This window comes from Enterocloster lavalensis, assembly GCF_046603895.1.
GTDB lineage: Bacteria > Bacillota > Clostridia > Lachnospirales > Lachnospiraceae > Enterocloster > Enterocloster lavalensis.
On the sequence record NZ_CP176637.1, the window covers coordinates 2,621,676 to 2,647,478 of the forward strand.

Genomic DNA, 25,803 nt, shown 5'->3' on the forward strand with positions numbered 1-25,803 from the left:
TGATCCTCCTCCCGCCCCTTAAGTCCCGCGGTATTTTTGAAGCAGCGCAGGGTATTCCGTTTGATACCAGTCCAAAAGATCCTTTAACATCTCCTCCCCCGGCGCTTCAATATAGTTGGCCCTGATCCATTTTGCCGCCAAATCCGTCATCAGATTGTTTTTTTGACCGCCGGACTCCGCCTCCTTTATATACTGTGTAACAAACGCGGCCGCCTGCTCATCCGTGGAAAACAGTTTCCGGCTCTCGGCGGGCGGAAGCCCCAGTTCAAAGAGATGGCAGCGCGCGGCGGCTGCGAAGGACTGGCAGGCCAGCAGCCCGCCCCGGTCCGAGGTGGCGTCCGCATAGTGCAGATACCGCTTGAATTCCAGCTGCGGCAGCAGTAACAGCCTGCTGGCCCCCATATAGGCCGCAGCCGTGGTCATTTTCACATGACCGGCCAGAATCATGGTCACCGCGTTGCCAAGTATGTAGTAGAGCATATCCTCATCGTAGGAGTGCAGCACATAATCCGCCATCACAATGTAGGTGTGATCCGCGCTGCATGGCCGCACCGTGTGATCCATGGCGTGGTACACATAAATCTCCGGCAGCTGCGCCTCCCGGTAGTCCAGTATCCGGCACACATCCTTTAAAATTCTGAAAAGCGAGGGGGCCGCCTGGGGCTGAAGCCGGACATAGGTGCCCTCGGTAATGATCTTGTAAAGTTTTAAATTCAAATCCCCGAAGTTTTTGACAAACTTCTTACCCGCCGGCGAGTTTACCAGGGAATCCCTGGCGGCCAATTCCTGCGAATGGATAAAATCCGATACCTGCAGTCCCCGAAACGCCATTTTCCGATTCATCATTCTCACCAAAACTGATCCCCGTCCAGGGGTCTGGTTTTACTGCCGCAATGCGGACAGAAACGGTAGGAATTCCCCCTGGTCATTTCGTACCTTCTCCCGCATTTGGGACAGTAACACATCTTCGGCTCCTCCAGCGGCTCCCAGAGAAACTCAGCCAGGCTGTCCAGCGTTTTCTTGGCTGACACGTAAAACACATCGATTACGCCGCCCTGATCTTTATCATTCCTGCGTTCCCCGCGGCCAGTCCGCTGGTCCCGCCCCTGATCGGCATGACGGCCTGTCCGCTGGTCCCTCCCCTGGTCCGTATGGCGGCCTGCTTTCGGGTCCTGCCACGGGTCCGTATGACGGCCTGTCCCCTGATCCTGCCTCTGGTCGGTCTGACGGCCTGTCCGCTGATTCTGCCTTTGGTCCGTCTGACGGCCTGCCCTCTGGTCCTGCCACGAGTCCGCTTTTTTGCCCGTCTGAGGTTTTGCAGGCCTGCTCTGGCCCACCGGCTCGCCCGTGTAGAGCTTCTTTTGGATTTCCCGGCGGTATTCTTCCTCCTCCGCCTTCCAGTCCTCCACTGAAAATGCCGGATGCACCGCGTTTTGAAGCCGTTTTGTGTTGACCGCCGCCAGCACCGTGATATCATCCGTAACTTTGCTTCGGTACTCCGGCTGATCCAGCATAAACCGCATGCCCTCAAAGGCTTCCTGCACAATTTTCTCCCCGGATTTTCCCTCCTGCCCGGCCATGGAGTAAAGCGCATTTTCGAGAAATGGGTAAAATATCCGGTTATTCCGCTGCTTATTCGCCACATACTGGTCCAACACCCCGTCCGTGGACATGAGAAAGCCCACTACCGGCTCCGAAACCCGGCCGAACTGCCACAGTTGATCCGGCGCCCCCGCCTGAAGTGGATTGACGGAGTTCGCCTCCTCGCCCTTATGGCGCGTTGTGACCAGTTGATACGTCCCGTTCTCCAACTGTACCACGATGCCGTCGTCTCCCACATGGCCGTAGTAGAGTATACTTCCGTCATAGATAGCGGCCGTCAAAGTGGAATAAAAGTTCGGCAGGGGCTGCGTCAGATGGTCCGCCAGGTCCTCCACCGCGTCTTTGCTCTCCAAAAATGCCTTTCTGAGGATAGCTCCGATGGTTTTCCCCTCTATTTCCGTAAATCTTTTTGTCTGAAGCTCCGCCTTCAATTCCGTCTCCAGCACGTTCAAAACCGTGGTCACAACCGTGTAGGAGCCCCAGTGGGACAGCGCACAGCTTCCCACGCCGTCTGAGATGGCGCTGATCAGCAAACCTGCCTCCGGGATAAAGCGGAAATCACTGTAATCCTGGCATGGCTGGCAGCGTTCAACATGGGAACTTCCCTGCAAGGACATCCCATACACGCTGATATCCGCCAGCGCTTCATAATGTTTCTCAGGTGACGGCGGCGTTCCAAAATCTTCCTTAACCTCCGCCGTACTCTCTTCCTGTAACCCTTCGCTGCGATCAAACTTCATAAACACTCCTTAACTTAGAAGAACAGGCGCATCCACCACGGCCGTCTGGGACTCCCGCCGGTGTTCGCCGCAGCGCTCTGCGCCACAGCGGCCATCTGATTTGAATTGCCTGAATTACCTGTGTTTCCCGAGGCCCCGGGCCCTTTGCTCTTTGCCTGGGCGGCGGTCAGCTGCGCTATGAACCGCTCGTAGCGCTGTTTTGCCCTGCAGAACTCGCAGCCCCGGCCCTTCAGGTAGAAATGCTCCGGATTGGCCTGGCACTGGATCAGATCTCCCCCCTGCATGACGGCTCTCTGATAGAACATGTACAGAAGCTGCCGCCACATATCCGCGGATATCCTCCGGGAACTGACCGCAGCAGCGTTGGTTGCGTTATAACCGAACACCTGCTTAAACGCCGTCTGCATTTTGGCCGGAAGCATGGTGAGATAGGGCGCTCCCGGCGGAGTAGTGATCCCATCAATGGCCTTTACCCAAGGGCAGTTTCCATTGACAATGTTCATTTCCAGCTTATTTTCCGGCAGGGACTGCTTGACGCTGTCCACCACCTTTACGTTGAACGGATGGGCGTTCCCCATAAGCAGCTGGAAAATGTGAACCGCCAGGGCAAATTCATCGGTATGCTTTGTAAATTTTGCCTTGCGCAGATCCCTTCCCTGCAGCTCCGGAGCCAGGAACTCGGAGATTCCCACCGTGCACTCAAACCGCTCTCCGGTGTCCGGATCGGTAATATCAAAGCTGTCAACATCCAGAATTGTGATGCTCCCGTCGCTGTGAATCATGATATTGTTGGAATTCATGTCCCCCACAATGTATCCGTGCTGATGAATGTAATTCACCGCCCACGCCAGGTGGTACGCCACCGCGATTGAGTTGGTCCAGTTGTAATTCGGAAATACCTCGTGGCAGTCGTGGGTGTGGGATTCATTGTTCCGGCACAAGACATAGATGGGGTAGGTATCCTTTACAAAGGGCATCACGTATCCCACAAACGTCCCGTTTTCGTACACCACGTCCAGGGGCCAGGCGATCAGCAGATGCACGCCGTCCGCATATGGATTTAAGGGATGGCGCACCATGCATTTTAATTTTCTCTCGGTCCAGGCATCCGGACGATGGTAAACCTTCACAACCACAGAGGGATCACCGGTGACGAACACGGTCCCTTCCCCGCCCTTTGCTTTTTCAGACTGAAGCTGGTATTTTTTTCCTTTAAGTCCAATGAGTGTAGATCCCGCACCGGCCATTGTGTTCCTCCATCATCCGTGTGGATGTTTGCTCGTTTTCCATGTCTTCCTGCGGCCGGCGCAGTCAGCGCGCCGGCCTTTTAAACAGTTCCGTCAGATCAGTTCGATGGTCATGGGCGTGGGCTCCAGCGTAACGTTTCCAAGGCTGGGATCGGAATTGCTGATCACGCTCATACTGCTGGACAGCCAGACGAAGGCCTCCTTGAACTGGCTTGCGCTCGCCTTTAACACAGCCCCGTTTCCCTCCTTGGTGTAGGATTTCAGATGGGCGTAATTGGCGCCTGCCCCGATGCCCATTGGGAAGAAATTCACCTTTTTGTCGTTCAGCGCCTGCTGCAATCTGTTTTTCGCCTCTCCCTCCATGTTCTGGTCCGTCGGTTCTCCGTCCGTCAAAAGGAACATCCATGGGCGGTAGTAGGAGCAACCCAGCTGTCTGTAGAGCTGTTTTCTCTCCTCAATCGCGTCCAGACCCGCGATAACCGCCTCGTTCATACTGGTCAGCCCGCCGGCGGACAGCGTGGGGGCGCTGTAATTGGCGGCCGGACAGAACGGCACTACCGTCTCCACGTTGGAATTGAAGGAGATGACGCAAACGTCCGCCACGCCCCTGGCATGTTCGTCCTGATCCAGCGCGTTTCCAAATTCCAGCAATCCCTGGTTCAGCTCGTTGATGGAAGCTCCCGCCATGGAGCCGGAGGTATCCACCAGCAGCACGCACGCGATGTGACGCTCTCCCACATTGTCCACAACATTTCCCATTTCCTTAAATCCGCTTAAAACTTCACTCATCTTCACACTCTCCTTTGTAATCTTTTATGAAACAGGGGCTTCCCCGCCGTCCGTATGCGCGGGTTTTCCCTATCTATCACATGTTAGTTTTTCCCCGCGTCCGAGGCGCTGGCCGTTCCCGCCTGGGAGGCGCTGGCCGTTCTTGCCCGGGAGGCGCTGGCCGGTCCTACCGGCTTGTCCCCGTCGGGAGTTTCCCGGCCTGCGGACGGCTCCGCCGTGGTAACCGGGAATGACTCCTCCGCCACGACCGGCTCTGTCCCCTGCCTTCCGGACGCCACCCCGCCGCCGGTAAAAAAGGCGATTGTTCCGGCTATGACCGCACCGGCCAGCAATCCGGCTAAAAAGCATACCGCCCTTGAAACGCGGCGTTTGGGAGTTTTTTCCTCCTGCTCCCGGGCAGCTGTTTTCAGATATTCCGTCCTCGCCGGTCTTTCACACTGCGCCGCCTCCGTTTTCTCCGGAACCGCAGGAGAATTCTCCCCGCCATCAATCGTTTTGCCCTCCAGCCGCATCCTGACCGCCTTGGCGTGCTCCTCATAAACAGACTTCCAAATATTTACATTAAATCGTGGTTGACCGGACTGGCGCAAAAGCTGCGGCGAGACCACGGCCACAACGGTCAGATCGTCCGTCACCCTTTTGCGGTAATCCGGACTGTTCAGAAACTCCTTATAATACGCCAGAGTTTTCTCTGCGGCCAAACCGTCGGAATCCCCCAGCCCGTCCATAGCCGGTTTCATAAACGGATAGTAGATTCCCTGGCAGTAATTCACGCCGTAATAATCCTCAAAAACCGGGACAAAGGCGTCCAACACCCCATCCGTAGCCATAACAAAGCCCGCTGCCGGATTTTTAGTCCCCGTGATCTGCCATTTCGATGGCCCGCTCTGAAGGGGATAAACGCTGCTGGCCTCCTCCCCCTTGAGCCGTTTTGTGACCATCTTGACAACGCCGTCCTGCTCCTGCACGACCACGCCGTCGTCCCCGCAGTGGCAGCAGTACACATGGACTCCGTCGTAGAGCGCCACGGTCAGTGTGGACTGAAAATTAAATACCGCCTGCTGCGCCTCATCGGCCTTCTGCTCCACCTCGTCCTGAGCCGCGTGAAACGCTCCGGTAAGTATTTCCTGAACCTCCGCCAGATTTGTCAGCTCATAAGGCCCCCGTCCGCCCTTCTCCCGCACGGCCTTCTCGATATACACCAGCGCCGCCGTCACTGCAAAATACGAACCCCAGTGGGACAGCGCGCAGCTTCCCACGCCGTCCGCGATGGCTGCAATCAAAATCTGCTCCGTTTCCAGCCAACGGATATCGCTGTAATCCTGGCACGGAACGCCTCCCCCCGCAATATGGGATGCGCCCTGCAGAGAAACAGCGAATGCGCATATTTTCCCGTTCTGCAAGGTCTTTCCCTCCTGTTTCGGGGGAAATTCCGACAGAACATCCAAAGGTTTATTTTCTTTCGTATTCATCCTGACCTCCCATGCAAATGCTACTTTATAATCTTTATGCTTTTCTCACCCAGCAACTCTTTATTTTCATCATAGATGCGGCAGTACGCCGTGGTGCTTCTCTCCAGGGTGAAACCGGCCCGAATCCACCCGGTCGAATTGTTGGAATAGGCTTCGTTGAACTTATCGAGTTCCGCCTTCTCCCCCGTCACAAATACCTGATAGTACAAATCAGCCTCAGCCCCAGGGGTACCGCCGGTAACTTTGAAATGCCAGTAAACCTTGTCCTGCGCGCTGGCCGATGAGAGATTCGTGGTCTTGTCATCCGCCTCCGTATTCACGGCCAAAAACTCTACCCTCCACTGGTACAGGGTATCATAAACCTCCCGATAGCCCTCAGAGAGGTCCTTCAGTTCCCTCAGATACCAATAGGTCCGCGTGTCCTCACGATCCAGATGTTCGTTCACATAACCCGCCTTCGCAAGCAGTAAGTAATCCTGGCTGTCCTCGTAATCCGCCAGCTCCTCAAAGATATCGATGGCCTCCACATACTCCCCGCTGTTCATCAACGTCACAGCCCGCTCATATCTGGACTGTTCAGAACCGGATTCCTTGGCGTACCAGACCCCCAGCAGAGTTGCCAGAATTCCGGCGATCAGGAGAAATTTGTAAAAACCCCCCGATTTTTTACGCGGCTTGGGCTGCGGCTGCGGGTTGGGCTGTGGCTGCGGCGCCTTCGCCGCCATATTCGTCGCCGCTGTCTGCCGGTTTGCGGCCTGACGATTCTGGGCCCCTCCCTTTTGCTGCGCCATCCAGGCGTCCAGCCGCGCCTGCGCCTTGCACAGTTCGCAGGGCTGGTCCGCTCTGCGGTAATGCTCCGGATTCTTCCCGCAGGGAACCATCAGCGTTCCCAAGCTGCCATACAACGCTTTCAAATGTTCATACCAGGTCTTTGCGCTGGTCCGCTGAGCACTTTTCGTGATACTGTCCAGGGCCGTGTACCCAAACGTTCGCTTGAAATCCTCCTGGAGAAACGGCGGAAGCAGACTCAGCTCCGGAGCGCCCACCGGCAGGGCCACATTGTTGACCGGCCTTACAAAGGGACAAACTCCATTGGCGATATTCTGGTCAATCTGGTTCACATCCGAGGACTGCACGTAAGTCTTAAGGGACCTGGCGAGAAACGGATGGTAGTGAAACAGGAGCAGGAATATATGAACGGCCAGCGAAAATTCATCGGTGTGCTTCGTAAACCTGCTGGACTCATCTTTCAGGCTCCTCCTGTGCTGAAGCTCCGGCGCCAGGTAATCCGGGATTCCGACCCCGCATTTAAAGTGTTCTCCCGTGGCTGGGTCTGTGATATCAAAGCTGTCCACATCCAGGATGCTGACCAGTCCATTAGGATGAACAATTATATTTCCCGGGTTCATGTCCCCAATCACGCAATCACAGTTGTGGATGATGTCCACCAGATGGGCCAGGTTCATGGCGACGCACAGAGATTTTGTCCAGTTGTAATCGTTGAAGAACTCGCGGGTGGATTTGTCGTGATATAACGTAAATATAGGCTTTCCCGCCTCGATAAGAGGCATTGTATAACCCGCAAAGGCTCCATTTTGATAAAGTATATCCTTGGGCCACGCAATCAGGGAGGTTCCGTTCGGCGCTTTTGTTGCGATTTTCTTATTTAACATACAGCGGAGCTTCCGCTCCTGCACCGCTGTTGGATTGTGGTAGATTTTGGCCACAATTCCCGGCTGGTCCGTCAGATAGACGGTCCCCTCTCCACCAGCCCCCTTCCGTTCCCTGATCCTGTATGCCTGTCCCTGAAAACCGTATATTGTCTCACCTGTCTGTACCATACAGCGCTCTCCTCTCCCCGGCCGTTTCTCTCACTTGAAAATGAAGCCAAATATTGCCACATTTCTCTATGATTATATCGTTTTTTCGTTTTATAATCAACGTATTTTCGTTCTATTGGAAAAATTCTACTCTCGCCGTCTGCCCCTTCTGCCTGTCTGTTTTCTTTATGACCGTATTATACAAAACCGGTTTATCATTTTATGAAAGGTTTGTCCGTCCCGGTTTTAAGACGTTTTTTCGTCTATATTAAAACGTTTTTTAGTATCTATGCGATTGTTTCATAATCAGATATGATGAATTTGCACATACTGACGACAGTGAGGTTTTACATGAACGAATTGAATCCCCTGGACCGGATCCGGGAACTGTGCGAGCAGCGCAAATGGTCCTATTACCAACTCTCCAAGGCTTCCGGTATCCCGTACTCCACCCTGAATACTATGCTGAACAAGGAGAACATGCCCTCCCTTCCCACGCTGCAGAAGCTGTGCCAGGGATTCGGCATCTCCATAGTGGAATTTTTTGAACCCGACCGAAACCTGCAAGGGCTGACCAAGGACCAGGCTCTGTGCCTCTCTCTCTTCACCTCCCTCAGCCAGGAGGAACAGCAGCTGGCCCTGGCCTACTTAAAGGGGTTAAGCCGGACTTTATAGCGGTTTTTGGGGGATGGCTGCGCCTGCGGCCCATTGCATCCAACAAAAAGAAGGAGCCTTCGCTCCTTCTTCTCAGCAATCCATTTATTCTCCCTCTATTCAGAGAGCAGTTCCATTTGATACAGCTCTTCCTGGCTTCTGCCGATGTGTTCCTCCAACCGGTACTGTAACTCTTCCATCTGGTCCAGGTACAGATTCATTTTTTGTTCCACCGCCTCGCGGCTGTCCTCCCAGACGGGATTCTCCGCCCCATAGGATTTCAGGTTTTTGATCACCTTCTCCTCCACATACGCCTTCTGATCCCCCTCCCAGCCCGCAAACCAGTAATTGATGCTGTAATAGTAAAATCCTTTCTCGCAGGTCTGGCTGTCCCGCTGAAACCCGTAAAGGAACTCCAGAGTGTCCCGCAGCAGGTCCCGCTCCTCTTGAGACTCCAGCTCCAGATAATACTGCAGCGTTTTCAGGTTCTCAATATAGTCGGACAGATATGCGGAACGCATATTGGCGTTGATCGTATACTCCTCCTGATCCACTCCGTACCCGGCGAGAACGGTGGCCAACTCCTCGCTCAGCTCGTAGGAAACCGCCTGTCCCGCGTCCTCTTCCATCCGGCCGATGGTATCCGATACCGCGCTCCTGGCCTTTTCCAGGGAATCTCCATCGTCGTTTTCCAGGTAAATCCCCACCGCCTCCAGCGCCTTGTCGTAGGCGGCGCTGTCTCCATCCTGCTCCAGGGTGAACACCGCATAATCATCCACGATCTGCCGGTAATTCTCCCGGGCGTCCGCTTTATTCCCACAACCGGCCAGCAGCGCTCCTGCCAGTAGGGCCAACAGCGCTCCGCCAAATCCTGTTTTTCTCATCATTCTTCCCATCTCACTCCCCTGCATTTCCATTTGATTGTCACCAGCCCACAGCCGTCATGGGAAAATTCTGCTGCCGCAGCTCCCCGCGGGCGTCCTTCAGCTGGCTTTCCGCGGCGTCCTGCTGGCGGCTCAGTTCCTCCTGCGTATTACTCAGAGGATATTTTAACACATACTGCTTAAACGTGCTCATGCCCGCCGCCGCATCCAACACCGTCTTGGCCGATTCCGGGTCCATCCGGTCCATCACCTGAAGCAGCTCCAGATAACAGACCTGCGCGTAGGCGTCCAGATAGGCCTCATAGGCTTTCACCAGCGGCTCTCTTCTGGAACGATCCCGGTAAGGGCTGTCGCTGTCGCAGAGACACCGCTCCAGATAGCCCAGCGCCTCCTCCATGATCCCGCTCATCTCCTGGTTTTTCATATACAGCCGTCCCAGGACGTCCAGAGGAATCTCCGTGCCCTGGCGTTCCAGCTCCTCCAGCCAGTTGACCCCGTCCGTTGCCACCGCCCCCTGGCGGGCCTCCTGATCCAGGGCGCGGCCGATCCGTTCCCTCAGATAGCCCGTCTCCCGGGTATTCCCATCCAGAACTCCCTCTCCGCCCGCTTCCCGAAGAACGCCCCGCTGGAGCACCATCTGGGTGTCCAGAAGCTGCAGGTTGATCATCAGGCGCTGCGCCGCGTTCCGGATGCTGTATTTTTCCGCCTCCGTCAGTTCCCGGGGCCTTACCGACCGGTAAACCGCCGCAGCCCCGCCTGCCAGCAGGGCCGCCGCAAGGATTCCCGCGGCCAGGCGCAGTCCAAGGACTTTTTTCCGGTATTGCCCCAGTCTGTGCCGATTCACTCCCGCGGCGTTCACCAGATAATCCATAAAATTGTCGTGGATCAGCCGGTAATATCCGTTTCCACTTTTTTCCAAAAGATTCAGCCGTTCCATCAACTGCTCAGACACCGCGTAGTCAAACCATTCGTTCTCATTGGCGATATCCTTTAACATCAGTCTGGATTTTCCCGCATACTCGGGAAATGACAGGGAAAACGCCTTTTGCAGCAGGTCCCGGTAGCTCGCACCCGCGGCGCGGTGGACCTCCTCAAAGGTCAGAATGGTCCGCTTGCGGCGTTTCATCTCCCAGGCGATGAGCGGGAGCAGATGCCGCAGCACATACCCCTGGCGCAGCTGTTCCGCCTGGTCGCCGGAATCCGCGCGCAGCTGGCGGATGTACAGGCTCTCCAGATAGCATCCCACCATCTCCTCCATATCCCCTGGGACATTTCCGCCCTCCTGGTCCGGCCGGGCTGTCTTCCGGTACAGGGAGAGCATCATGGGATTGCGCAGCAGGTCCCTCAGCTCCCCCTCCTGCGGGCAGGCAAGACCGTCCTCTTCCAGCTCCCGGAGCACCTGTTCTCCGGTCAGCGGGAGAAGACTGGCTGTACAAAAGGCGCGAAGCCCGTATTCCTTCACCGAATCGGAGCGGTCCGTAACCAGGATTCCCACGCCCGGTTTATTTCCCAGTTCCTCCACCTCCTGGAGCAGGGCACGCCGTTTCCGCCCCGCCTCGTTGAGTCCGTCCAGAAGCAGCACGACCCCGCCGCCTTCCTCTCTCCCCTGATCCAGCAGGCGGTCCAACTCGTGTAGGGCTTCGTCCATACCACCAGACTGACCGGAATAGCGCAGCCCCCGCAGAATCCATTTGCGAATATAATACGGCTCTTCCCCGGCCTCCTGGTAGTCCACCAGCGGGATGTACACAACCGCCGGGCCCGCCGGCCGGTAGGACTGCATATTCCGCCCCAGAAGTTCCTGCAAAAACCGGGTCTTTCCCATACCGCCCGGCCCGGTGAGAAGGATACGGCCTCCCTCTGCCAAAGCCTGAAAGCACGTCTGGCCGTCCATAATTTCCCCCTCTATCCACAGGCTGCGGGGCAGATAAGGGCCGTCCTGCTTGCGAAGGCGCTTCAGGCTCCTGCGGCTGCTCTCCCAGACCGCACTGTGGGAGATTCCCTTTCCGTCGATTCTGCGGATCAGCTCCTCAAATTCCAGGCGCAGCTGGTCCACGGACTGCCAGCGCTTCCGAGCCAGTACGTGAAGCCCTCTCACCACGATCCGAACCGCCTGCCAGACCGCGGGCAGCGGCTCCTCCGCGAAGATCTCCAGGTCCCGCGAGAGACTTTTCCCAGGCCCCCGGCCCATGATCTCCTGCTCCGACGGCCGCCTTCCGGTCAAAACGCGGAAAAATACCGCGCACACCGAGTACAGGTCCGAGGCCGGGCCGATCTGGGAAATCTGCCGCAGACGGATCTCCGGCGCGGTGTAACCTTCCTTTTCACTGAAAAAGAAACGCTCCGCTCCCTCCGCCCCCATCTGCCACACACTGTTGTAGTCGATCAGCAGCGCCCGGTTTTTCAGCATCAGAATATTGTCCAGGCTTATATCCAGGTGGAGAGCCCGATGGCGGTGGAAGCATTCCAGCCCGTCCAGAATCCACATCATCCACTCCGCAGCCTCCTTAAGGCCGTGGGGGCCGCCCTCCTCCAGCATTTCCTCCAATGTTCTGCCCCCGTGGACCGAGAGCACCGAATAAAAGGTGCCGTATGCCTCATACGAATTTAAATTCCCGGAAATCTCCTCCGGCAGCCGGGCCAAAAGTTCCAGATTCACCTGATTCCCCTGAAGAAACAGGCGGCGGCAGACCTCCATCCGCTCCTCCGCCCCGGGGCGGCAGCAGATTTCCCCCGCCTCCCCGCGGTAAATCATACCCCTGGGGTCATAGGGAAACAGCTCTTTCACCAAAACCCGGTGGAAACAGCCCCGGTTCAGCTCATCCTCATAAACGGCCCGGTAGACTACCGCGCTTCCCCCGCGGCCCTCCACGGACTCCAGACGGTAATCCACCCCTCCCAGCCGCAGAATCTCTCCCGCCGCCCTCAATTTCCGCCCGCTCTCCATTTGATTTCCTCCATTTTGGCCCGGCAGTCACAGCTGCCGGTTCTCTGATACGGGATTATGCATCACCCTTATCATACCCTCTCCCCGTTTCAGATTCTTCAACCTTTTTCCGTCTCCCCTGTCCCATAAACAGGGCGTCCAGTACCTCCGCCATACGCTCCCCCGATTCCTGGGCCTTCATGGAGTAAAGGACCAGCAGATCAAAGGCATTTCCGGGATCCAGCAGATTCATGCCGTATGTATTCAGAAACAGGTTCATTTTCTCGAACCGGATCTCCAGGCGGGTGTCCGCGTCCTCATCCTCCAGATCATCCGGATAATTTTCCTCCTCATCCTCCGTCTCCTCGTCAAAAGCCTCTGTAATCAGGTAGAGAAGGATCATCACCTTTCTCGAGACGTCCTCCTTCCGGTTGCGCATATTAAAAAGGCTGCTCTCATTCGGCCAGAACCGTTTCACCAGACGCTGAAGCGGCGTCATCCCCGCCAGATTTCTCGCCTCCGGCACGTTCATGCCCAAATACTCCACAATCACGTCCCGCATGGAGTACTCCCGCTCCTCGTCCTCCCGGTCCAGCTTCTCCTGCACCCGGCGGTCCCGCTCTCCCACCGGCTTCTGCAGCAGGTCAAGGAGCTCGTGAAACTTCTCATAGGCAGTCTCATGGAGACGCCCCAGCTCGCCCGCGTGTTCCCGGAAAAATGCCTCAAGCTCCTCCTCCGTCTGTACCTGACCGAAGGCGTCCCGCAGCTGGCGGGTATAAATGGAAGGCGTCTCGCCCCGCGCCTTTTCGTTCCCGCCGCCCATCCGGCCGTCGCAGATCGCGTGCGCCATGTCCTTTAACTCCAGGGCCTTCTCATAGGAAGCTCCGGTCCGCAGAGCAAAGGCGTAGGCCAGCTCCTCGGGGTTGCGGTAATGAATCCCCGTCTCCGCGGCTGCGCCCAATAGTCTGGAGGCCCCCGTCTCGTCCAGTCCCAGGGCAAAGCTGATCTGGAACAGAGCTTCCCGGTTCTGGGGCATATTCTGGCCCTTCAGCCAGTTGCGCACCTTTTTGGCCAGACTGTCCCGGCTGTCCCCGGTGATCTCCCCCAGCCCGCCTGTCAGCCGGGCCGCCAGGTCCTCATGGGGGTAGACCTGCCGCAGCACGTCCCCAAAACTGCGCAGCCGCGCCCCTTCCTTTAAAAACTCCACCATCTGCCGCGGAGACCGTTCATCTCCCATCAAAAATCCCAAGTTGTTCCCGGAAATCTCCGTCATCGTACCTCGATCCATTGCGGCTGCCTCCTGTCTATATAAAATCAATTATTGCCGTGAAGGTTGAATATGGTTTGATTTTAACATAATTGGTGGGATTTTGATATATAAAACTTGGGTGGGTGGGAGGAAGGAATAGCGTAACATTACTTTCGGGTAATTAGTTGATGGAAAATTATGTAAACTAATAAAAACAAAAAAAGAAAGCACCGCTTTGTGGTATGATTGGATTTGCGAAAAACGATCACAACAAAGGACGGTGCTTTCTATGTATAATAGTATACTACATTTTATCGAAAATGACATCAAGGAAATTGAAAATCTCGTAGCGGCCATGCTGAAAGGTAATAAAGAGCCTCATGACCTGTCACAGGATATCCATGACCGGATGCTGGGGCTCGGGGCCAGGCTGATTGCAGAACTGTATGAAAAAATAGATGATGAGATTAGAGAAAGTCTGATACGAAAGAAAAAATGGAACATTGAACAGCGCAATGAATCGAAGGAACTGTTGGATATCCTGGGACCGATCCGGTTCCGCAGGACTGGCTACAGGGATAAGAAAACCGGGAAATTCGTCTACCTCCTGGATGAAATCCTTGGAATTGAAGGACATCAGAGGATCACGCTTGGGGCAGCCGCATGCATTCTGGAAGAGGCGGTACAGACCAGTTACGCTAAGGGAGGTCAGACCATCCCCCTTATGGGGCAGGTCAGTAAACAGACTGTAAAACGTCTGGTTCATGACACAGAGGCCCAGCTCCCTGTCGCACCACCGGCAGAAAAGAAGCGGTTGGAATACCTGCATATCGTAGCGGACGAGGACCATGTGGCGGCCCAGTTCTGGAACCAAAAGGGGGACCTGGGGAAGGACAGCCGCGGGAATAAGATCAACACCATCATGCCGAAACTCATCTGCCTGTATGAGGATGTGGTAGATGAGGCGGGGGAAACCTCAAAGAGCCCAAGACACAAACTAACCGGGAAACACTACTTCTGCGGTATCTACAAGGGACAGGAAGCAAACAAAAGGTTATGGGAGGAGGTAAGGGACTATATAGACACCTATTATGATACCGAATACCTGAAATGCGTTTACATAGCAGGAGACGGTGCTGGCTGGATTCGCGCGGGCTGTGAAGTGCTGGGGAAGGGGAGGTTTGTGCTGGACAAGTTCCATATGATGAAATATGTGAATATCTCCGTATCCCATCTGCTGGACAGCGCGCAAGAAGTAAAGAGTGAGATTTGGGAATGCTTGAACGGCCGCTACAAGAAACGGCTGCAGAAGGTCTATGCTGAAATACTGAAGATAACAGAGGAAGGCGGGAAGTATCGGGATGTAGAGGGTGCCCTTGGCTATTTTCTGAACCAATGGGATGGGATTCAGATCCGGACGGAAGAGGCAGGGGCCAACTGGAAATGCTGTGCGGAAGGCCAGGTGAGTCATGTGCTAAGCGCGAGGATGAGCAGTCGTCCGATGGGCTGGAGCGAGCAGGGGTGTGGCCGGATGTCAAGGCTACGGGCATATACGAAAAATGGTGGTAAAATCATAGATCTTCTGGCATATCAGAAAGAACGCCGGAGAGAGAAGCCGCTGTCGGAGGAAGAAATAGAGATGAAAAAGGAGGTGTGTAAAAAGCAGGCCGGATGGAGATATCAGGAGCGTCTCCGGGGGCGTCTCCCCGGACTTGAGCAGCATAGTATGAAATGGATGCGCGTATGGATTAACCAGGAACTGGGCGCCTAGAATGCGGCTTTTTTCTGCTTGACTACAATCGTACAGGGAAGCAAACACACAAGTCAAGGGCAGAAAGCTGAAAGGAACCCTTGAGTTGTGTGTTTGCTGAACGTAAAATCAAAAAGCAGAAAAGAGGCGGTAGAAAAAATGGGCAAGATATGATAACCTAGAAAGAACAAATCTAAGTTCTGCCATATGGGTGAATTCTATCCTTTTGTTTCCGAAAGTAAAGTGACGCTATCGGAGGAAGGAGAACAACTTGTATTCTGATTTAGACTGTGCTATAATGCTCACAATAGCTTCTAAAACCATGCAATACGATGGATTGTGGATTTTTCTGAATTTACCAGATGGAAATTCATTTTTCGCCACACAATTACGCCCCCGTAATTGTGTGGTTTTTTTGCGCCAAAAACATTTATCAATCACAGAGGTGTTACGATGAACCAGGCTTACATGAAAGAAAAACCGGTATTCCCCCTGCTGACGTCCATGGCGTTGCCCATGATGCTCTCAATGCTGGTGGGCTCTCTTTACAACATTATCGACAGCTACTTTGTGGCAAAGATCAGCGAGGCTTCCATGACGGCGCTGTCGCTGGTATTCCCGGTCCAGAATCTGATCAACGCGGTTTCCGTGGGATTCGCCATCGGCATCAATTCCGCGGTGGCCTTCTATTTAGGCGCTGGAAAACAGGACAGCGCCGACACCGCCGCTACCGTTGGGATTCTGCTCAGCGGCGTCCACGGCTTTCTCCTAACGGCGGCCGGACTTTGGCTCATGCCGGGTTTTCTCCGCCTGTTCACCGCCGATGAAGCCATACTGGAGATGGGGCTTCAATACTCCAATATCGTCCTGCTTTTCACGCTGCCCAACGTCATCGCCATCTCATTTGAAAAGATCTTCCAGGCCGTGGGGAAGATGACCGTATCCATGGTCAGCATGATGTGCGGCTGTGTGACCAACATTATTCTGGACCCGTTTCTGATCTTCGGCATCGGTTTCTTTCCCGCGCTGGGAATAAAGGGGGCGGCCATCGCCACCGGCATCGGCCAGACCACCTCCCTGGCCATCTACCTGTTGTTCTATTTTGGCCGCCCGATTTCCGTAACGTTCTGCCGCCTCCCGGGCGCCGTAAGCTCTGCCCTGATCCGGCGGCTCTACGCTGTGGGCGTGCCCGCCACCCTGAACCTGGCCCTGCCCTCCCTCTTAGTATCGGTCTTAAACTCCGTGCTGAGCGCATACGGCAGCGCCTACGTCCTTGTGTTGGGCGCTTATTACAAGCTGCAAACCTTCCTGTACCTGTCCGCAAATGGAATCATACAGGGGATGCGCCCTCTGGTGGGCTATAATTTCGGCGCGGGCGAATACCGGAGAGTCCGCAGAATCCACAGCACGGGCCTTACCATGATCCTGACGATCATGCTGCTTGGCACGGCGCTCTGCCTGGCGGTCCCGTCCCGGCTGATCGGGCTGTTTACCACCAACCGGGAAACCATCGCCCTGGGCGTTACGGCCATCCGCTTAATCAGCATCGGCTTTTTTGTCTCCGGAATCTCGGTTACGGTTTCCGGTACCCTGGAAGGGCTTGGGATGGGCGCTCCCTCCCTTGTCATTTCCCTCTGCCGGTACGTGCTTTTTATCATTCCTCTGGCCGTGCTGTTCAGCAGAAACCTGGGCGCAAACGGCGTATGGCTCGCGTTCGGAGCCAGCGAAGGACTGACCGCGGTGGTCTCCTGGGGGATCTATCGTTATGTGGGCCGGAGGCGGCTGACGCGGGATTTGGCGGGTGAGTGTTGAACCGGGATACGGCGGGCGGGAGTTGAACCGGAACTTCGCTGGCAGCCGCTAAACCAAGACTTGCCACACAGCGTTTTCCAACGCCTCACCTTCATTCCCCAAAAAAGCCAACCGCACCCGGTTGGCTTTTTTCTCGCTAAAATTCAATTTTCCCCTGAAACCATCCTCTGCTCAGGAATGCCGCAGCGGCCCGAATCCCATTCCCATCCGCGCAGCCGGCTCCGGCCTCCGTTTGATCAAGCTCCCGATCAGGCAGCAGAGCGGGAGCAAATAGAGGTAACAGGCCGCAAACAGACTGGCCGTGGACGCCCCGATGGAGGCCAGCGGGGCCGCGGCTGCGATGGACCAGGGGATCAGAGGCGCCACAACGACAGCCGTATTTTCCAGGTTCACGGCCATCTCGCCGCGCTCCCGCTCCTGCCCGCAAAAGAGCTGGTGAACCAAAATAATCGTCAGGGTCTGATTGCAGGCAATCGCCGCCACCACCACGGTGGCGAACAGCATTCCGCCGTAGAGCGTAAAACTTCTGCCCATCTCCTCCATATGCAGCTTCAGCTGATCCAGAAGATGGGTCCCCTCAAACAGCCCGGCATAGGACGAGGAAATCGTAATGATCACCGCCAGCCTCACCATGGACATCATCCCGCCGCCGTTCATCATCGCAGCCAGCTCCGGGTCTGCGGCCCGGTATCCGTACACCGCCGTCTTAAGCAGCTCCAGGGGACCGGTGTGCTGGAGAAACATGCCGGTCAGAAACGCCACGGCGATGCTGACGGACAAGGTCATCCGCACCTTGACCTTAAACACGGACAGGATCAGGATAACGGCGGCCGGCAGAACCGCCAGCCAGTGGATCACAAACCCCCGCTCAAATATGGGCCGCACATTGAGCGTCACGCCTCCGTTGGTTCCTGCAATTCCCATCAGATAGTATAAAAGACAGGTCAGCCCCAGCGGCAGAACCGAGCTGGCCGCCATCCTGCGGATATTGTCGTAAATGTCCGTGCCCGTCAGCTCGCACACCAGCAGCGCGCTGGTAGAAACCGGCGAACAGCGGTCGCCGAAATAAGCGCCTGAGATCACCGCGCCCCCGGTGATCACCGGGCTCATCCTCATGGCGGACCCGATGGCCATGCAGATCACTCCCATGGTCGCCGCCGTCCCCAGCGAAGTGCCTGTGAGAACGGACACCAGGCAGTTGAGAAGAAATACGAACATAAAAAATGCGGAGGGCCTTATGAGCTGGGACGAATAGCTCACAACGGCTGGTATGGTCCCCGCCGCCCGCCAGAGCGCGGTCAGCATGCCGATGAGCCCGAAGGTAATCAGAATATTTCTGACCTTCCTCACGCCCGAGCCGGACATCCGCAGCAGCTCCGCCACGCCGTGCCCCCTGATAAGCCCGTACCCAAAGAAAATCAGGTACCCCGCCATCAGCGCGTACACAAGGGAAATTCCAGAGAGCAGGCACACAAAAAGGCCGATCATAAAAGCGGCCAGCGAGACAGTCTCCAACATGTTCAGTTTCCTCCACCATTCCGGGACGGCGCAATTCCTGCCCGTCTGTATTCAACTCTTATCATACCCTTTAACTTGAAGTTATTCAAGCATAACCCGAGCTGATTTTACGCTTAATACCGCTAATTTTCCAGAACCTTTCCCCGGCCTGTTTCAATCCCCTTGTATTTGTAGTAAAATAATTTCTGGACATGTCCGCGCCGGCATTTGTCTGCAGGCTGCGCCAGCGGCCCACTGTATCCATTAAAACCCGGAGAGAAACAGCCATGAAAACCGTGAAAAATTCCGCGGCCCTGATGACAGAGGGGCCGATCTGGAAAAAAATCATTGCCTTTGCCCTTCCCCTGTTTCTGGGCAACCTGTTCCAGCAGCTTTACACTACCGCCGACTCCCTGATCGTGGGGAATTTCCTGGGCAGCAGCTCTCTGGCTGCGGTCAGCTCCTCCGGCCCCCCGATTTTTCTGCTGGTGGGCTTCTTCAACGGCATCGCCGTGGGCGCGGGCGTCGTCACCGCGCGCTATTACGGCGCCCGGCAGAGTGAAAGCGTGTCCCAGGCAGTCCACACCACCGTAGCCTTTGGCATCGTGGCCGGAGTCCTTCTGACCGCGCTGGGGCTGATCTATACCCCGGTGATCCTGCGCCTGATGGGCACCCCCGGGGATGTTTTGCCGGAATCGGTGGTCTACTTCCGAATCTACTTTTCCGGCTCCCTGGCATTTGTCCTCTACAATATATTTGTGGGTATTCTGCAATCGGTGGGCGACAGCCGCCACCCGCTGATCTACCTGATCATCTCCTCCGCGGTCAACGTGGCGCTGGATCTCCTCCTGATCGCGGTCCTGGGCTTTGGAGTCGGAGCCGCCGCCCTGGCCACTGTGATCTCTCAGTTTCTCAGCGCCTTCCTGTGCCTGGTTCGCCTCACCAGGACAAGAGCGGAATACCAGATCATCCCCCGGCGGATCCGCTTCGACGGCCCCATGCCGCGCCAGATCGCCGCTAACGGCCTGCCCGCCGGTTTCCAGAATTCCATCATCGCCCTGGCCAATGTGGTGGTGCAGTCCAATATCAACAAGTTCGGGAAAATGGCAGTGGCAGGCTGCGGGGCATACTCCACCATCGAGGGGTTCGGTTTTCTCCCCATCACCTGCTTCGCCCTGGCCATGACCACCTTTATCAGCCAGAACCTGGGCGCCAGGCAGTACGGCCGGGCCAAACAGGGCGCCCGCTTCGGCATACTCTGCTCCATCATTTTCGCAGAGCTTGTGGGCCTTTTCATCTACCACTTTTCACCTGTCCTGGTGGCTGCCTTTAACCGCGACCCCCAGGTAATCGCCATCGGCACTGCCCAGGCCCACACCATCACGTTGTTTTACTTCCTGCTGGCCTTCTCCCACTGCGTCGCGGGTATCCTGCGGGGCGCGGGAAAATCCACGGTGCCCATGGTGGTAATGATGGTTTTCTGGTGTATTGTGCGGGTCACCTATATTACCATCGGAATCCATTTCCTTCCGGATATCCGCATTGTATTCTGGGCTTATCCGCTCACCTGGAGTTTGAGCTCGCTGGTATTTCTGGTATATTTTTTGCAGGGAAAATGGGTGCATGGGTTTGAGGCGACAGATACTTCTGCGTGATGGGTGCGCAGTTGTCAGGACGCAGCGTGGTTTTTGGGAACATAACGCCCATATCCCGCCGGAGCCAGGATCACGCCGTCCTCATACACAAGCCGTCCCCGTACCCAGGTCTGCTTGACCCGGCCCTTCATTTTCCTGCCGTGATACAGGTTGTTGGGCGTCTTCATCTTGGACAGGCTCTTCTCTCCGTCAAAGATCCATTCCTCGTTTAAATCCACCACCAGCACGTCCGCGTCGGCTCCCGGCAGCAGGCTTCCCTTCACCGGTGCCAGCCCCATGATCCGGGCCGTATTTCCGGCCGTGATGGCGGCCAATGTCGTAAGAGGTAAGCCCCGCCTGTGCACACCCTCAGTGATCATACCGGCCAGCATGGCATCAAATCCGCCGAAACCGCTGTATTCCAGGAAAAAATTTCCATTTTTTATTTTTTCCTTGTCCGAGTAAGGCCCATGGTCCGACCCCAACACGTCGATGGTTCCGTCAAACACGTAATCCCACAGCTTTTCCACATTCTCACGACTGCGGATCGGCGGGTTGCATTTGGCGTAAGACCGCTTTTCATTCATAATCTCTTTGTCGAACAGCAGATAATGAGGGCAGGTTTCCACATACACCTTGGTCCCCCTGCTTCTCTCCCGCTTCAGGAACTCCGCTCCCTCTACGATGGTCATATGGCAGATATAGAGCCTGGCATCCGTGGCTCTCGCGAACAACACCGCCCGCTGGATGGCCTCCAGCTCCACCCACCAGGGGCGCGCCTCGTCGTGCATGCTGCAGGGAGCACCCTGACGCCTGGCCATATCCTGAGTGCCGAACTCCGCCGCCTCCGCATTCTCCGCGTGTACCCCGATGAGGCCGTCGAACTCCGCCGCGTTTCTCATCCCCTGAACCAGATAACCGTCCGTAATCTGAGGATAATCCGGGTTGGCAAAGCTCATAAATCCTTTGTAGGCCACGCAGCCCAGCCGGTCCAGCTCCTTTAAGTTTCCCACGCACCCAGGCGTCAGACCGCCCCAAAAGGCGAAATCCACGCAGGAATCCCGGTCCGCAACCTCATATTTAATCTGAAAGCCCCTCTCATCCACCACCGGCGGCACGCTGAGCGGCATATCAATAATCGTCGTGATTCCCCCCGAGGCGGCGCACTGGGACCCGCATTTCCAATCCTCCCGGTAATTCTGAGGAGAGGGATCCCACATGTGCACATGAGAGTCAATCACGCCGGGCATCAGCACCTTCCCGGCGACGTCAATCACCTCATATTCGGCGCCCAACTCCGTCCCCGGGTGCAAAAGCCCGGCAATTTTCTCTCCCTCCACCACCAGGGAAGCCTCCAACACACGGTCCGGCAAAACCACCTTGCCGCCCCTGAAAATCTTTTTATCCATTGTTCCTACCTCGCTTTATAAATTTCTGACCCCGGCAATGTTGCCCCCGTCGATCACCAGCTCCGTCCCGGTCATGAAGGCCGCCTCGTTGCTGAGCACATAGACCGCGCCCGAAGCAATCTGCTCCGCCATCCCAATCATATTCAAGGGATTGGAGGCCGCCACACTGGCCCTGGCCGCCTGCGGATCCCTCTGATTGTCCATATCCTCCCGGAACATCTGCGTGTCCGTGGGGCCCGGACACACGCAGTTCACCCGGATTCCCGCGGGCCCCAGCTCCAGCGCCATGCTGCGCGCCATAACTACCATGCCACCCTTTGAGGCATTGTAAGCCAGGCTTCCCGTAGAACCGCACAGCCCTTTCTGGGAGGCCACGAACACAATGCATCCGCCCCGCCCCATCTGCTCTGCGGCCTTCCTGGCGCAGTAAAACGCGCCGCGCAGATTGACCGCAATTACCCGGTCAAAATGCGCCAGGGACGTATCCATAAATCCACAGGAGGACCCGATGCCTGAGCTGTACAGAAAACCGTCTAAACCTCCCAGACGAACTTTTACCTGCTCAAAGAAGCGGTCCACGGATTCCTCATCCGTCACATCCACCGGCATTTCAAACACTTCCGGCCTGTCCTGCCAGCCTGTCCCCAGATCCGCGGCCGCCACCACAGCCCCTTCCGCCAATAGACGCTCCACACAGGCCCTTCCAATTCCTCCTCCGGCGCCTATCACCAAGATGCGCCTGCCGTCCATTCTCCGTTTCAGATCAACCATCCTTGTCTCTCCTCCACTGTCATACCACCTTATTCTGATGTACCTTCCACTTCATGCGCAACTCCTTCAGGCGTTCCGGCTGAAGCACCAGAATCAGGATCACCGCAGCATAGGGGATCATCAGGATTAGATAAGACGAAATATTGGTCAACTGCAGCAGGTTTGCGTAAGCCTCCGCAAACCCGAACAGGATCGCGGTGCAGCACACACCCCAGGGTGTGGCCCGGGACAGAATCACGGCCGCCAAGGCGATAAAGCCTCTGCCACCCACCATGTCCTCGGAAAACTGCGTCAGATTGCCCAGCGCCATCTGCGCCCCACCCAGTCCGCAGAGCACGCCTGTGATGATAATGCACATCCACCGGGTTTTGTTCACATCCACGCCCACGGCCGCCGCAGCCATCGGATTTTCCCCGCAGGCCCGTATATTCATACCGAACTTGGTCCGCTTTAAAATGATACTGGTCAGGATCACCAGGATAAAGGTCAGATACACCAGCAAAGTCTGGTTCACAAAGAAATATTTGATCACCGGAATGTCCTTCAGGACGGGCACCCGCACCTTATAAAGCCCCTGGATTCTGGGATCGGACAGGGTACCGCTGGTTTTGAACACGGTTCGCAGCAGGTAGGTGGTCGCGCCCACGCAGAAGGAATTGACCGCGAAGCCGCAGACCACGTTGTCTCCGCCCATTTTCAGGCGCAGCATCCCGTAGAATACATTGACAAACACACCTCCCAGGATGGCGCAGAGCACGCCCACCAGCGCGCTGCCGCTGAAATAGCTTCCCACAACGCCTGTGAAGGTTCCCATCAGCATACTTCCCTCGTAAGTGATGTTTCCCGTCCCGGATCGTTCGCTGTAGACGCCGCCTAAGGCGCACAGCAGTATGGGGGTAGTCACCCGCAGGATCGGGGATATAATACTCGCACTAATCATGCCTGCGTACTCCTTTCCTTCTTTTTGTTTCCCAGATGGTTAAACGACAGATTCAGCGACTTCACGGAGATGAAGCAGATGATCAGCGCCTGAATCACAACCGCCAGCGCTCTGGAAACACCTGCGCTGCGCTCCAGGGTCAGGGAACCGGCCTTCAGTATTCCCATAAAAAGGGAAGAGACAAAAATTCCGATTCCGCTGCTATTCCCCAGAAGAGCCACCAGCATTCCGCTGGTTCCGAAGTCCGGCGAAAAACCCGACAGGAACCGTCCCTGCACGCCCATGATCTCAGCCGCCCCGGCCAGTCCCGCGATGGCCCCGCTCATGAGCATAACGGAAATGCGCACCTTGTTAACGCTGATCCCGCTGTATCTGGCAAATTCCGGATTGTAACCGGAAACGCGGATCTCAAATCCCTTTTTCGTCTTGTTGAAAAAAATGATAAACAGCACCACCAGCACGATCCCGATCAGGAATCCAAAGGAAATGGGACTGGTGCCAAACACGGGAAACCGCGCGCTGGGCAGCAGCTCGTCCGTGGTCAGGGAATCCCCGAAAATGCCGCTGGTCAGAAAATATTCCTTCACCAGGAAATTGGTTAGATTGATGGCAATATAGTTCATCATCAGCGTCACCACAATTTCATTGGTGTTCCAGTAAACCCGCAGTACCGCCGGAACCGAGGCAAACAGCGCCCCCGCCGCCATCCCGGTCAAGAGGCAGAGCGGAATGTGCACGATGGGCGGAAGCCCCTTAGCGTAAACGCCCACCAGTGTGGCGGAAAACGCTCCCATGTACAGCTGACCCTCCGTACCCATGTTGAACATGCCGCCCTTAAAGGCGATGCCCGAGGCCACGCCGCAGAGCAGAAAAATGGTGGACCAACGGATCGTGGAGGTCAGAGCGGAAACGCTTCCCAGAGATCCCTTAATCAGGTAGGAATACACCGTAGCCACATTGTATCCACCCATCAGTACAAATATAGTCCCCAGCACCAGTCCGGTGCAGATGGACAGGGCGATAATGGAAGGTTTTATCTTTCTCTGTCTGAACTCAAAATTCATTGTCTTCCCTCCTTGTCCTCAGTCAGCCGGATTCCGGCCATCAGCATGCCGATTTTTTCCTCCGTAGCCTCCCCGCGGCTCAGCTCTCCAATCAGCTCGCCCTTGTAGATCACCAGAATCCGGTCGCTCAAGGCCAGTATCTCCGACAGTTCGTTGGAAATCAGCAGCACCCCGTTCCCGGCATCCCGGTGTTTCACGATCTGCTGGTAAATGAATTCCGTAGCGCCGATGTCCACGCCTCTGGTGGGCTGGCTGGCAATCAGCAGACGGGGCTTTAAATACATTTCCCTGGCAATGATCAGTTTCTGCATGTTACCGCCGGAAAGAGAGCTGATATCATCCGCGATCTTTCCAACCTTCACGCTGAACTTTTCCACACTCTCCTCCACCACCTGATCCGCCTTCCGATAATCCAGGAAGAGCCCTTTTTTCAGCTCCGGACGGCGGTAGATGGCTGCCAGGAAATTGTCCCGTATGGACATATCCCCTGCCGATCCCACATGGATCCGGTCATCGTGCACATGACCCATTCCGGCCTCTCTGCACTGGAGCGGCAGGTTTTTCCCCGCGATGCGTGTTCCGTTTACCCGGATCTCCCCTGACATCAGCGGAAGCAGGCCGGAGATGGCGTCCGCCAGCTCAGACTGCCCGTTTCCCTGCACGCCAGCAATGCCGACCACCTCGCCGCGGTGCACCTTGAGGGAAACATTTTTCACCGCAGGCAGCCCCATTTTATCGCAACAGGAGATATTTTCCGCGTCCAGGATCACATCTCCAGGGTTGAATTCGTCCTTATTGACCTCCAGTATAACTTCCCGGCCCACCATCATCATGGCGATTTTCTTCTCATCCGTATCTTTGGTGTCAACCTTGGCGGTCACCACACCGGCCCGCATCACGGTGATCCGGTCCGTTACCAGTTTGACCTCAGCCAACTTATGGGTGATCAAAATGATGCACTTCCCCTTTTTCTTCAAATTCATCAGCGTATCCATCAGCTGCAGGATCTCCTGGGGTGTAAGAACCGCCGTGGGCTCGTCCATAATCAGGATCTCCGCGCCCAGATACAGCGCTTTCAAAATCTCAACTCTCTGCTGAAGCCCCACGGTCAGGTCGCTGACCCTGGCTCGTGGATTGATCTCCAGTCCATAGGTTTCGCTCAGTTCCTGTACGATCTCCTGGCTTCTCACCAGATCAATCAGTCCCTTTTTATACGGCGGTTTCCCGATCACCACATTCTCCGCCACCGTCATACTGGGGACCAGGCTGAAGTGCTGATGGACCATGCCGATCCCCTTGGCGATCGCGTCCTTAGGCGAGGCGAACCTGGTTTTCACACCGTCAATGTACATCTCCCCCTCGTGATGGGTGTACATCCCATAGAGAACCCTCATCAGCGTTGTCTTTCCCGCTCCGTTTTCTCCGACCAGACCGTGAACCTCCCCCCATCTCGCCTGAAAATCCACTTCCTGGTTTGCAACCACTTTGTCAAAACGAACGGTAATTTTTCGCATGTCGACTGCATCTGCCACCGGACATCTCT

At 55.9% G+C, this 25,803-nt stretch carries 19 protein-coding genes; 4 read left to right on the top strand and 15 right to left on the bottom strand.

Going from position 1 to position 25,803, the window contains the following annotated elements; genetic code table 11:
- Positions 1–18: 18 nt before the first annotated feature.
- The 6 genes from ACK2JC_RS11605 to ACK2JC_RS11630 form a co-directional block, all read right to left on the bottom strand.
- Positions 19–852: a hypothetical protein gene (locus tag ACK2JC_RS11605; RefSeq protein WP_320937241.1), complete on the bottom strand. Its 834-nt coding sequence runs from the start codon at positions 850–852 to the stop codon at positions 19–21.
- A complete protein-coding gene (locus ACK2JC_RS11610; RefSeq protein ID WP_368270970.1) occupies positions 849–2,342 on the bottom strand; it encodes a protein phosphatase 2C domain-containing protein in 1,494 nt (497 codons plus the stop codon). Before ACK2JC_RS11610 ends, ACK2JC_RS11605 begins: the two co-directional genes overlap by 4 nt.
- A gap of 14 nt (positions 2,343–2,356) precedes the next feature.
- The gene (locus tag ACK2JC_RS11615; RefSeq protein ID WP_092370049.1) at positions 2,357–3,589 is read right to left on the bottom strand and encodes a protein kinase domain-containing protein; all 1,233 of its coding nucleotides are present in this window, start codon (positions 3,587–3,589) and stop codon (positions 2,357–2,359) included.
- Between the two features lie 93 nt (positions 3,590–3,682).
- A complete protein-coding gene (locus ACK2JC_RS11620) occupies positions 3,683–4,378 on the bottom strand; it encodes a vWA domain-containing protein (protein ID WP_320937239.1) in 696 nt (231 codons plus the stop codon).
- Positions 4,379–4,461: 83 nt separating this feature from the next.
- The gene (locus ACK2JC_RS11625; RefSeq protein ID WP_320937238.1) at positions 4,462–5,850 is read right to left on the bottom strand and encodes a protein phosphatase 2C domain-containing protein; all 1,389 of its coding nucleotides are present in this window, start codon (positions 5,848–5,850) and stop codon (positions 4,462–4,464) included.
- Between the two features lie 20 nt (positions 5,851–5,870).
- Positions 5,871–7,691 (bottom strand): hypothetical protein, encoded by a 1,821-nt coding sequence (locus tag ACK2JC_RS11630; protein WP_368270971.1) that lies wholly within the window; start codon positions 7,689–7,691, stop codon positions 5,871–5,873.
- Positions 7,692–8,021: 330 nt separating this feature from the next.
- On the opposite strand from ACK2JC_RS11630, the gene ACK2JC_RS11635 reads away from it, so the two are divergent.
- The gene (locus ACK2JC_RS11635) at positions 8,022–8,345 is read left to right on the top strand and encodes a helix-turn-helix domain-containing protein (protein WP_024737568.1); all 324 of its coding nucleotides are present in this window, start codon (positions 8,022–8,024) and stop codon (positions 8,343–8,345) included.
- A gap of 95 nt (positions 8,346–8,440) precedes the next feature.
- Here the strand turns inward: ACK2JC_RS11635 and ACK2JC_RS11640 are convergent, their stop codons facing one another.
- The 3 genes from ACK2JC_RS11640 to ACK2JC_RS11650 are packed head-to-tail and all read right to left on the bottom strand — an operon-like array spanning position 8,441 to position 13,422.
- Complete coding sequence (locus ACK2JC_RS11640) at positions 8,441–9,211, bottom strand: hypothetical protein (protein ID WP_320937236.1); 771 nt, start codon at positions 9,209–9,211, stop codon at positions 8,441–8,443.
- A 37-nt stretch (positions 9,212–9,248) separates the two neighbouring features.
- Positions 9,249–12,155: a protein kinase domain-containing protein gene (locus tag ACK2JC_RS11645; protein ID WP_320937235.1), complete on the bottom strand. Its 2,907-nt coding sequence runs from the start codon at positions 12,153–12,155 to the stop codon at positions 9,249–9,251.
- A 55-nt stretch (positions 12,156–12,210) separates the two neighbouring features.
- Positions 12,211–13,422, bottom strand: a complete 1,212-nt coding sequence (locus ACK2JC_RS11650) for a hypothetical protein (protein ID WP_320937234.1) — start codon at positions 13,420–13,422, stop codon at positions 12,211–12,213.
- Between the two features lie 250 nt (positions 13,423–13,672).
- Here ACK2JC_RS11650 and ACK2JC_RS11655 point away from each other — a divergent pair, with 250 nt between their 5' ends.
- Positions 13,673–15,154 carry an ISLre2 family transposase gene (locus ACK2JC_RS11655; protein WP_411337599.1) on the top strand — a complete coding sequence of 494 codons (1,482 nt, stop codon included), beginning with the start codon at positions 13,673–13,675 and terminating at the stop codon, positions 15,152–15,154.
- Positions 15,155–15,586: 432 nt separating this feature from the next.
- Positions 15,587–16,945 (top strand): MATE family efflux transporter, encoded by a 1,359-nt coding sequence (locus ACK2JC_RS11660; RefSeq protein ID WP_092370070.1) that lies wholly within the window; start codon positions 15,587–15,589, stop codon positions 16,943–16,945.
- A 171-nt stretch (positions 16,946–17,116) separates the two neighbouring features.
- Here the strand turns inward: ACK2JC_RS11660 and ACK2JC_RS11665 are convergent, their stop codons facing one another.
- Positions 17,117–18,463 carry a Na+/H+ antiporter NhaC family protein gene (locus ACK2JC_RS11665; protein WP_320937233.1) on the bottom strand — a complete coding sequence of 449 codons (1,347 nt, stop codon included), beginning with the start codon at positions 18,461–18,463 and terminating at the stop codon, positions 17,117–17,119.
- A 266-nt stretch (positions 18,464–18,729) separates the two neighbouring features.
- Between ACK2JC_RS11665 and ACK2JC_RS11670 the strand changes: the two genes are divergently transcribed.
- Entirely contained in the window at positions 18,730–20,097 is a 1,368-nt protein-coding gene (locus tag ACK2JC_RS11670; RefSeq protein WP_368272200.1) for an MATE family efflux transporter, read from the top strand.
- A gap of 14 nt (positions 20,098–20,111) precedes the next feature.
- Here the strand turns inward: ACK2JC_RS11670 and allB are convergent, their stop codons facing one another.
- From allB to ACK2JC_RS11695, 5 genes are read right to left on the bottom strand one after another with little or no spacing between them, the layout of a single operon-like run.
- Positions 20,112–21,485: an allantoinase AllB gene (gene allB, locus ACK2JC_RS11675; RefSeq protein WP_320937231.1), complete on the bottom strand. Its 1,374-nt coding sequence runs from the start codon at positions 21,483–21,485 to the stop codon at positions 20,112–20,114.
- Between the two features lie 15 nt (positions 21,486–21,500).
- Positions 21,501–22,256, bottom strand: a complete 756-nt coding sequence (locus tag ACK2JC_RS11680; protein WP_227167687.1) for an SDR family NAD(P)-dependent oxidoreductase — start codon at positions 22,254–22,256, stop codon at positions 21,501–21,503.
- Positions 22,257–22,275: 19 nt separating this feature from the next.
- Entirely contained in the window at positions 22,276–23,196 is a 921-nt protein-coding gene (locus tag ACK2JC_RS11685; protein WP_227167686.1) for an ABC transporter permease, read from the bottom strand.
- On the bottom strand, positions 23,193–24,260 hold the full coding sequence (locus tag ACK2JC_RS11690) for an ABC transporter permease (protein ID WP_320937230.1): 1,068 nt from the start codon (positions 24,258–24,260) through the stop codon (positions 23,193–23,195). The genes ACK2JC_RS11685 and ACK2JC_RS11690 overlap by 4 nt, the downstream gene beginning before the upstream one ends.
- Entirely contained in the window at positions 24,257–25,792 is a 1,536-nt protein-coding gene (locus ACK2JC_RS11695) for an ABC transporter ATP-binding protein (protein ID WP_276855798.1), read from the bottom strand. The genes ACK2JC_RS11690 and ACK2JC_RS11695 overlap by 4 nt, the downstream gene beginning before the upstream one ends.
- Between the last annotated feature and the right edge of the window lie 11 nt (positions 25,793–25,803).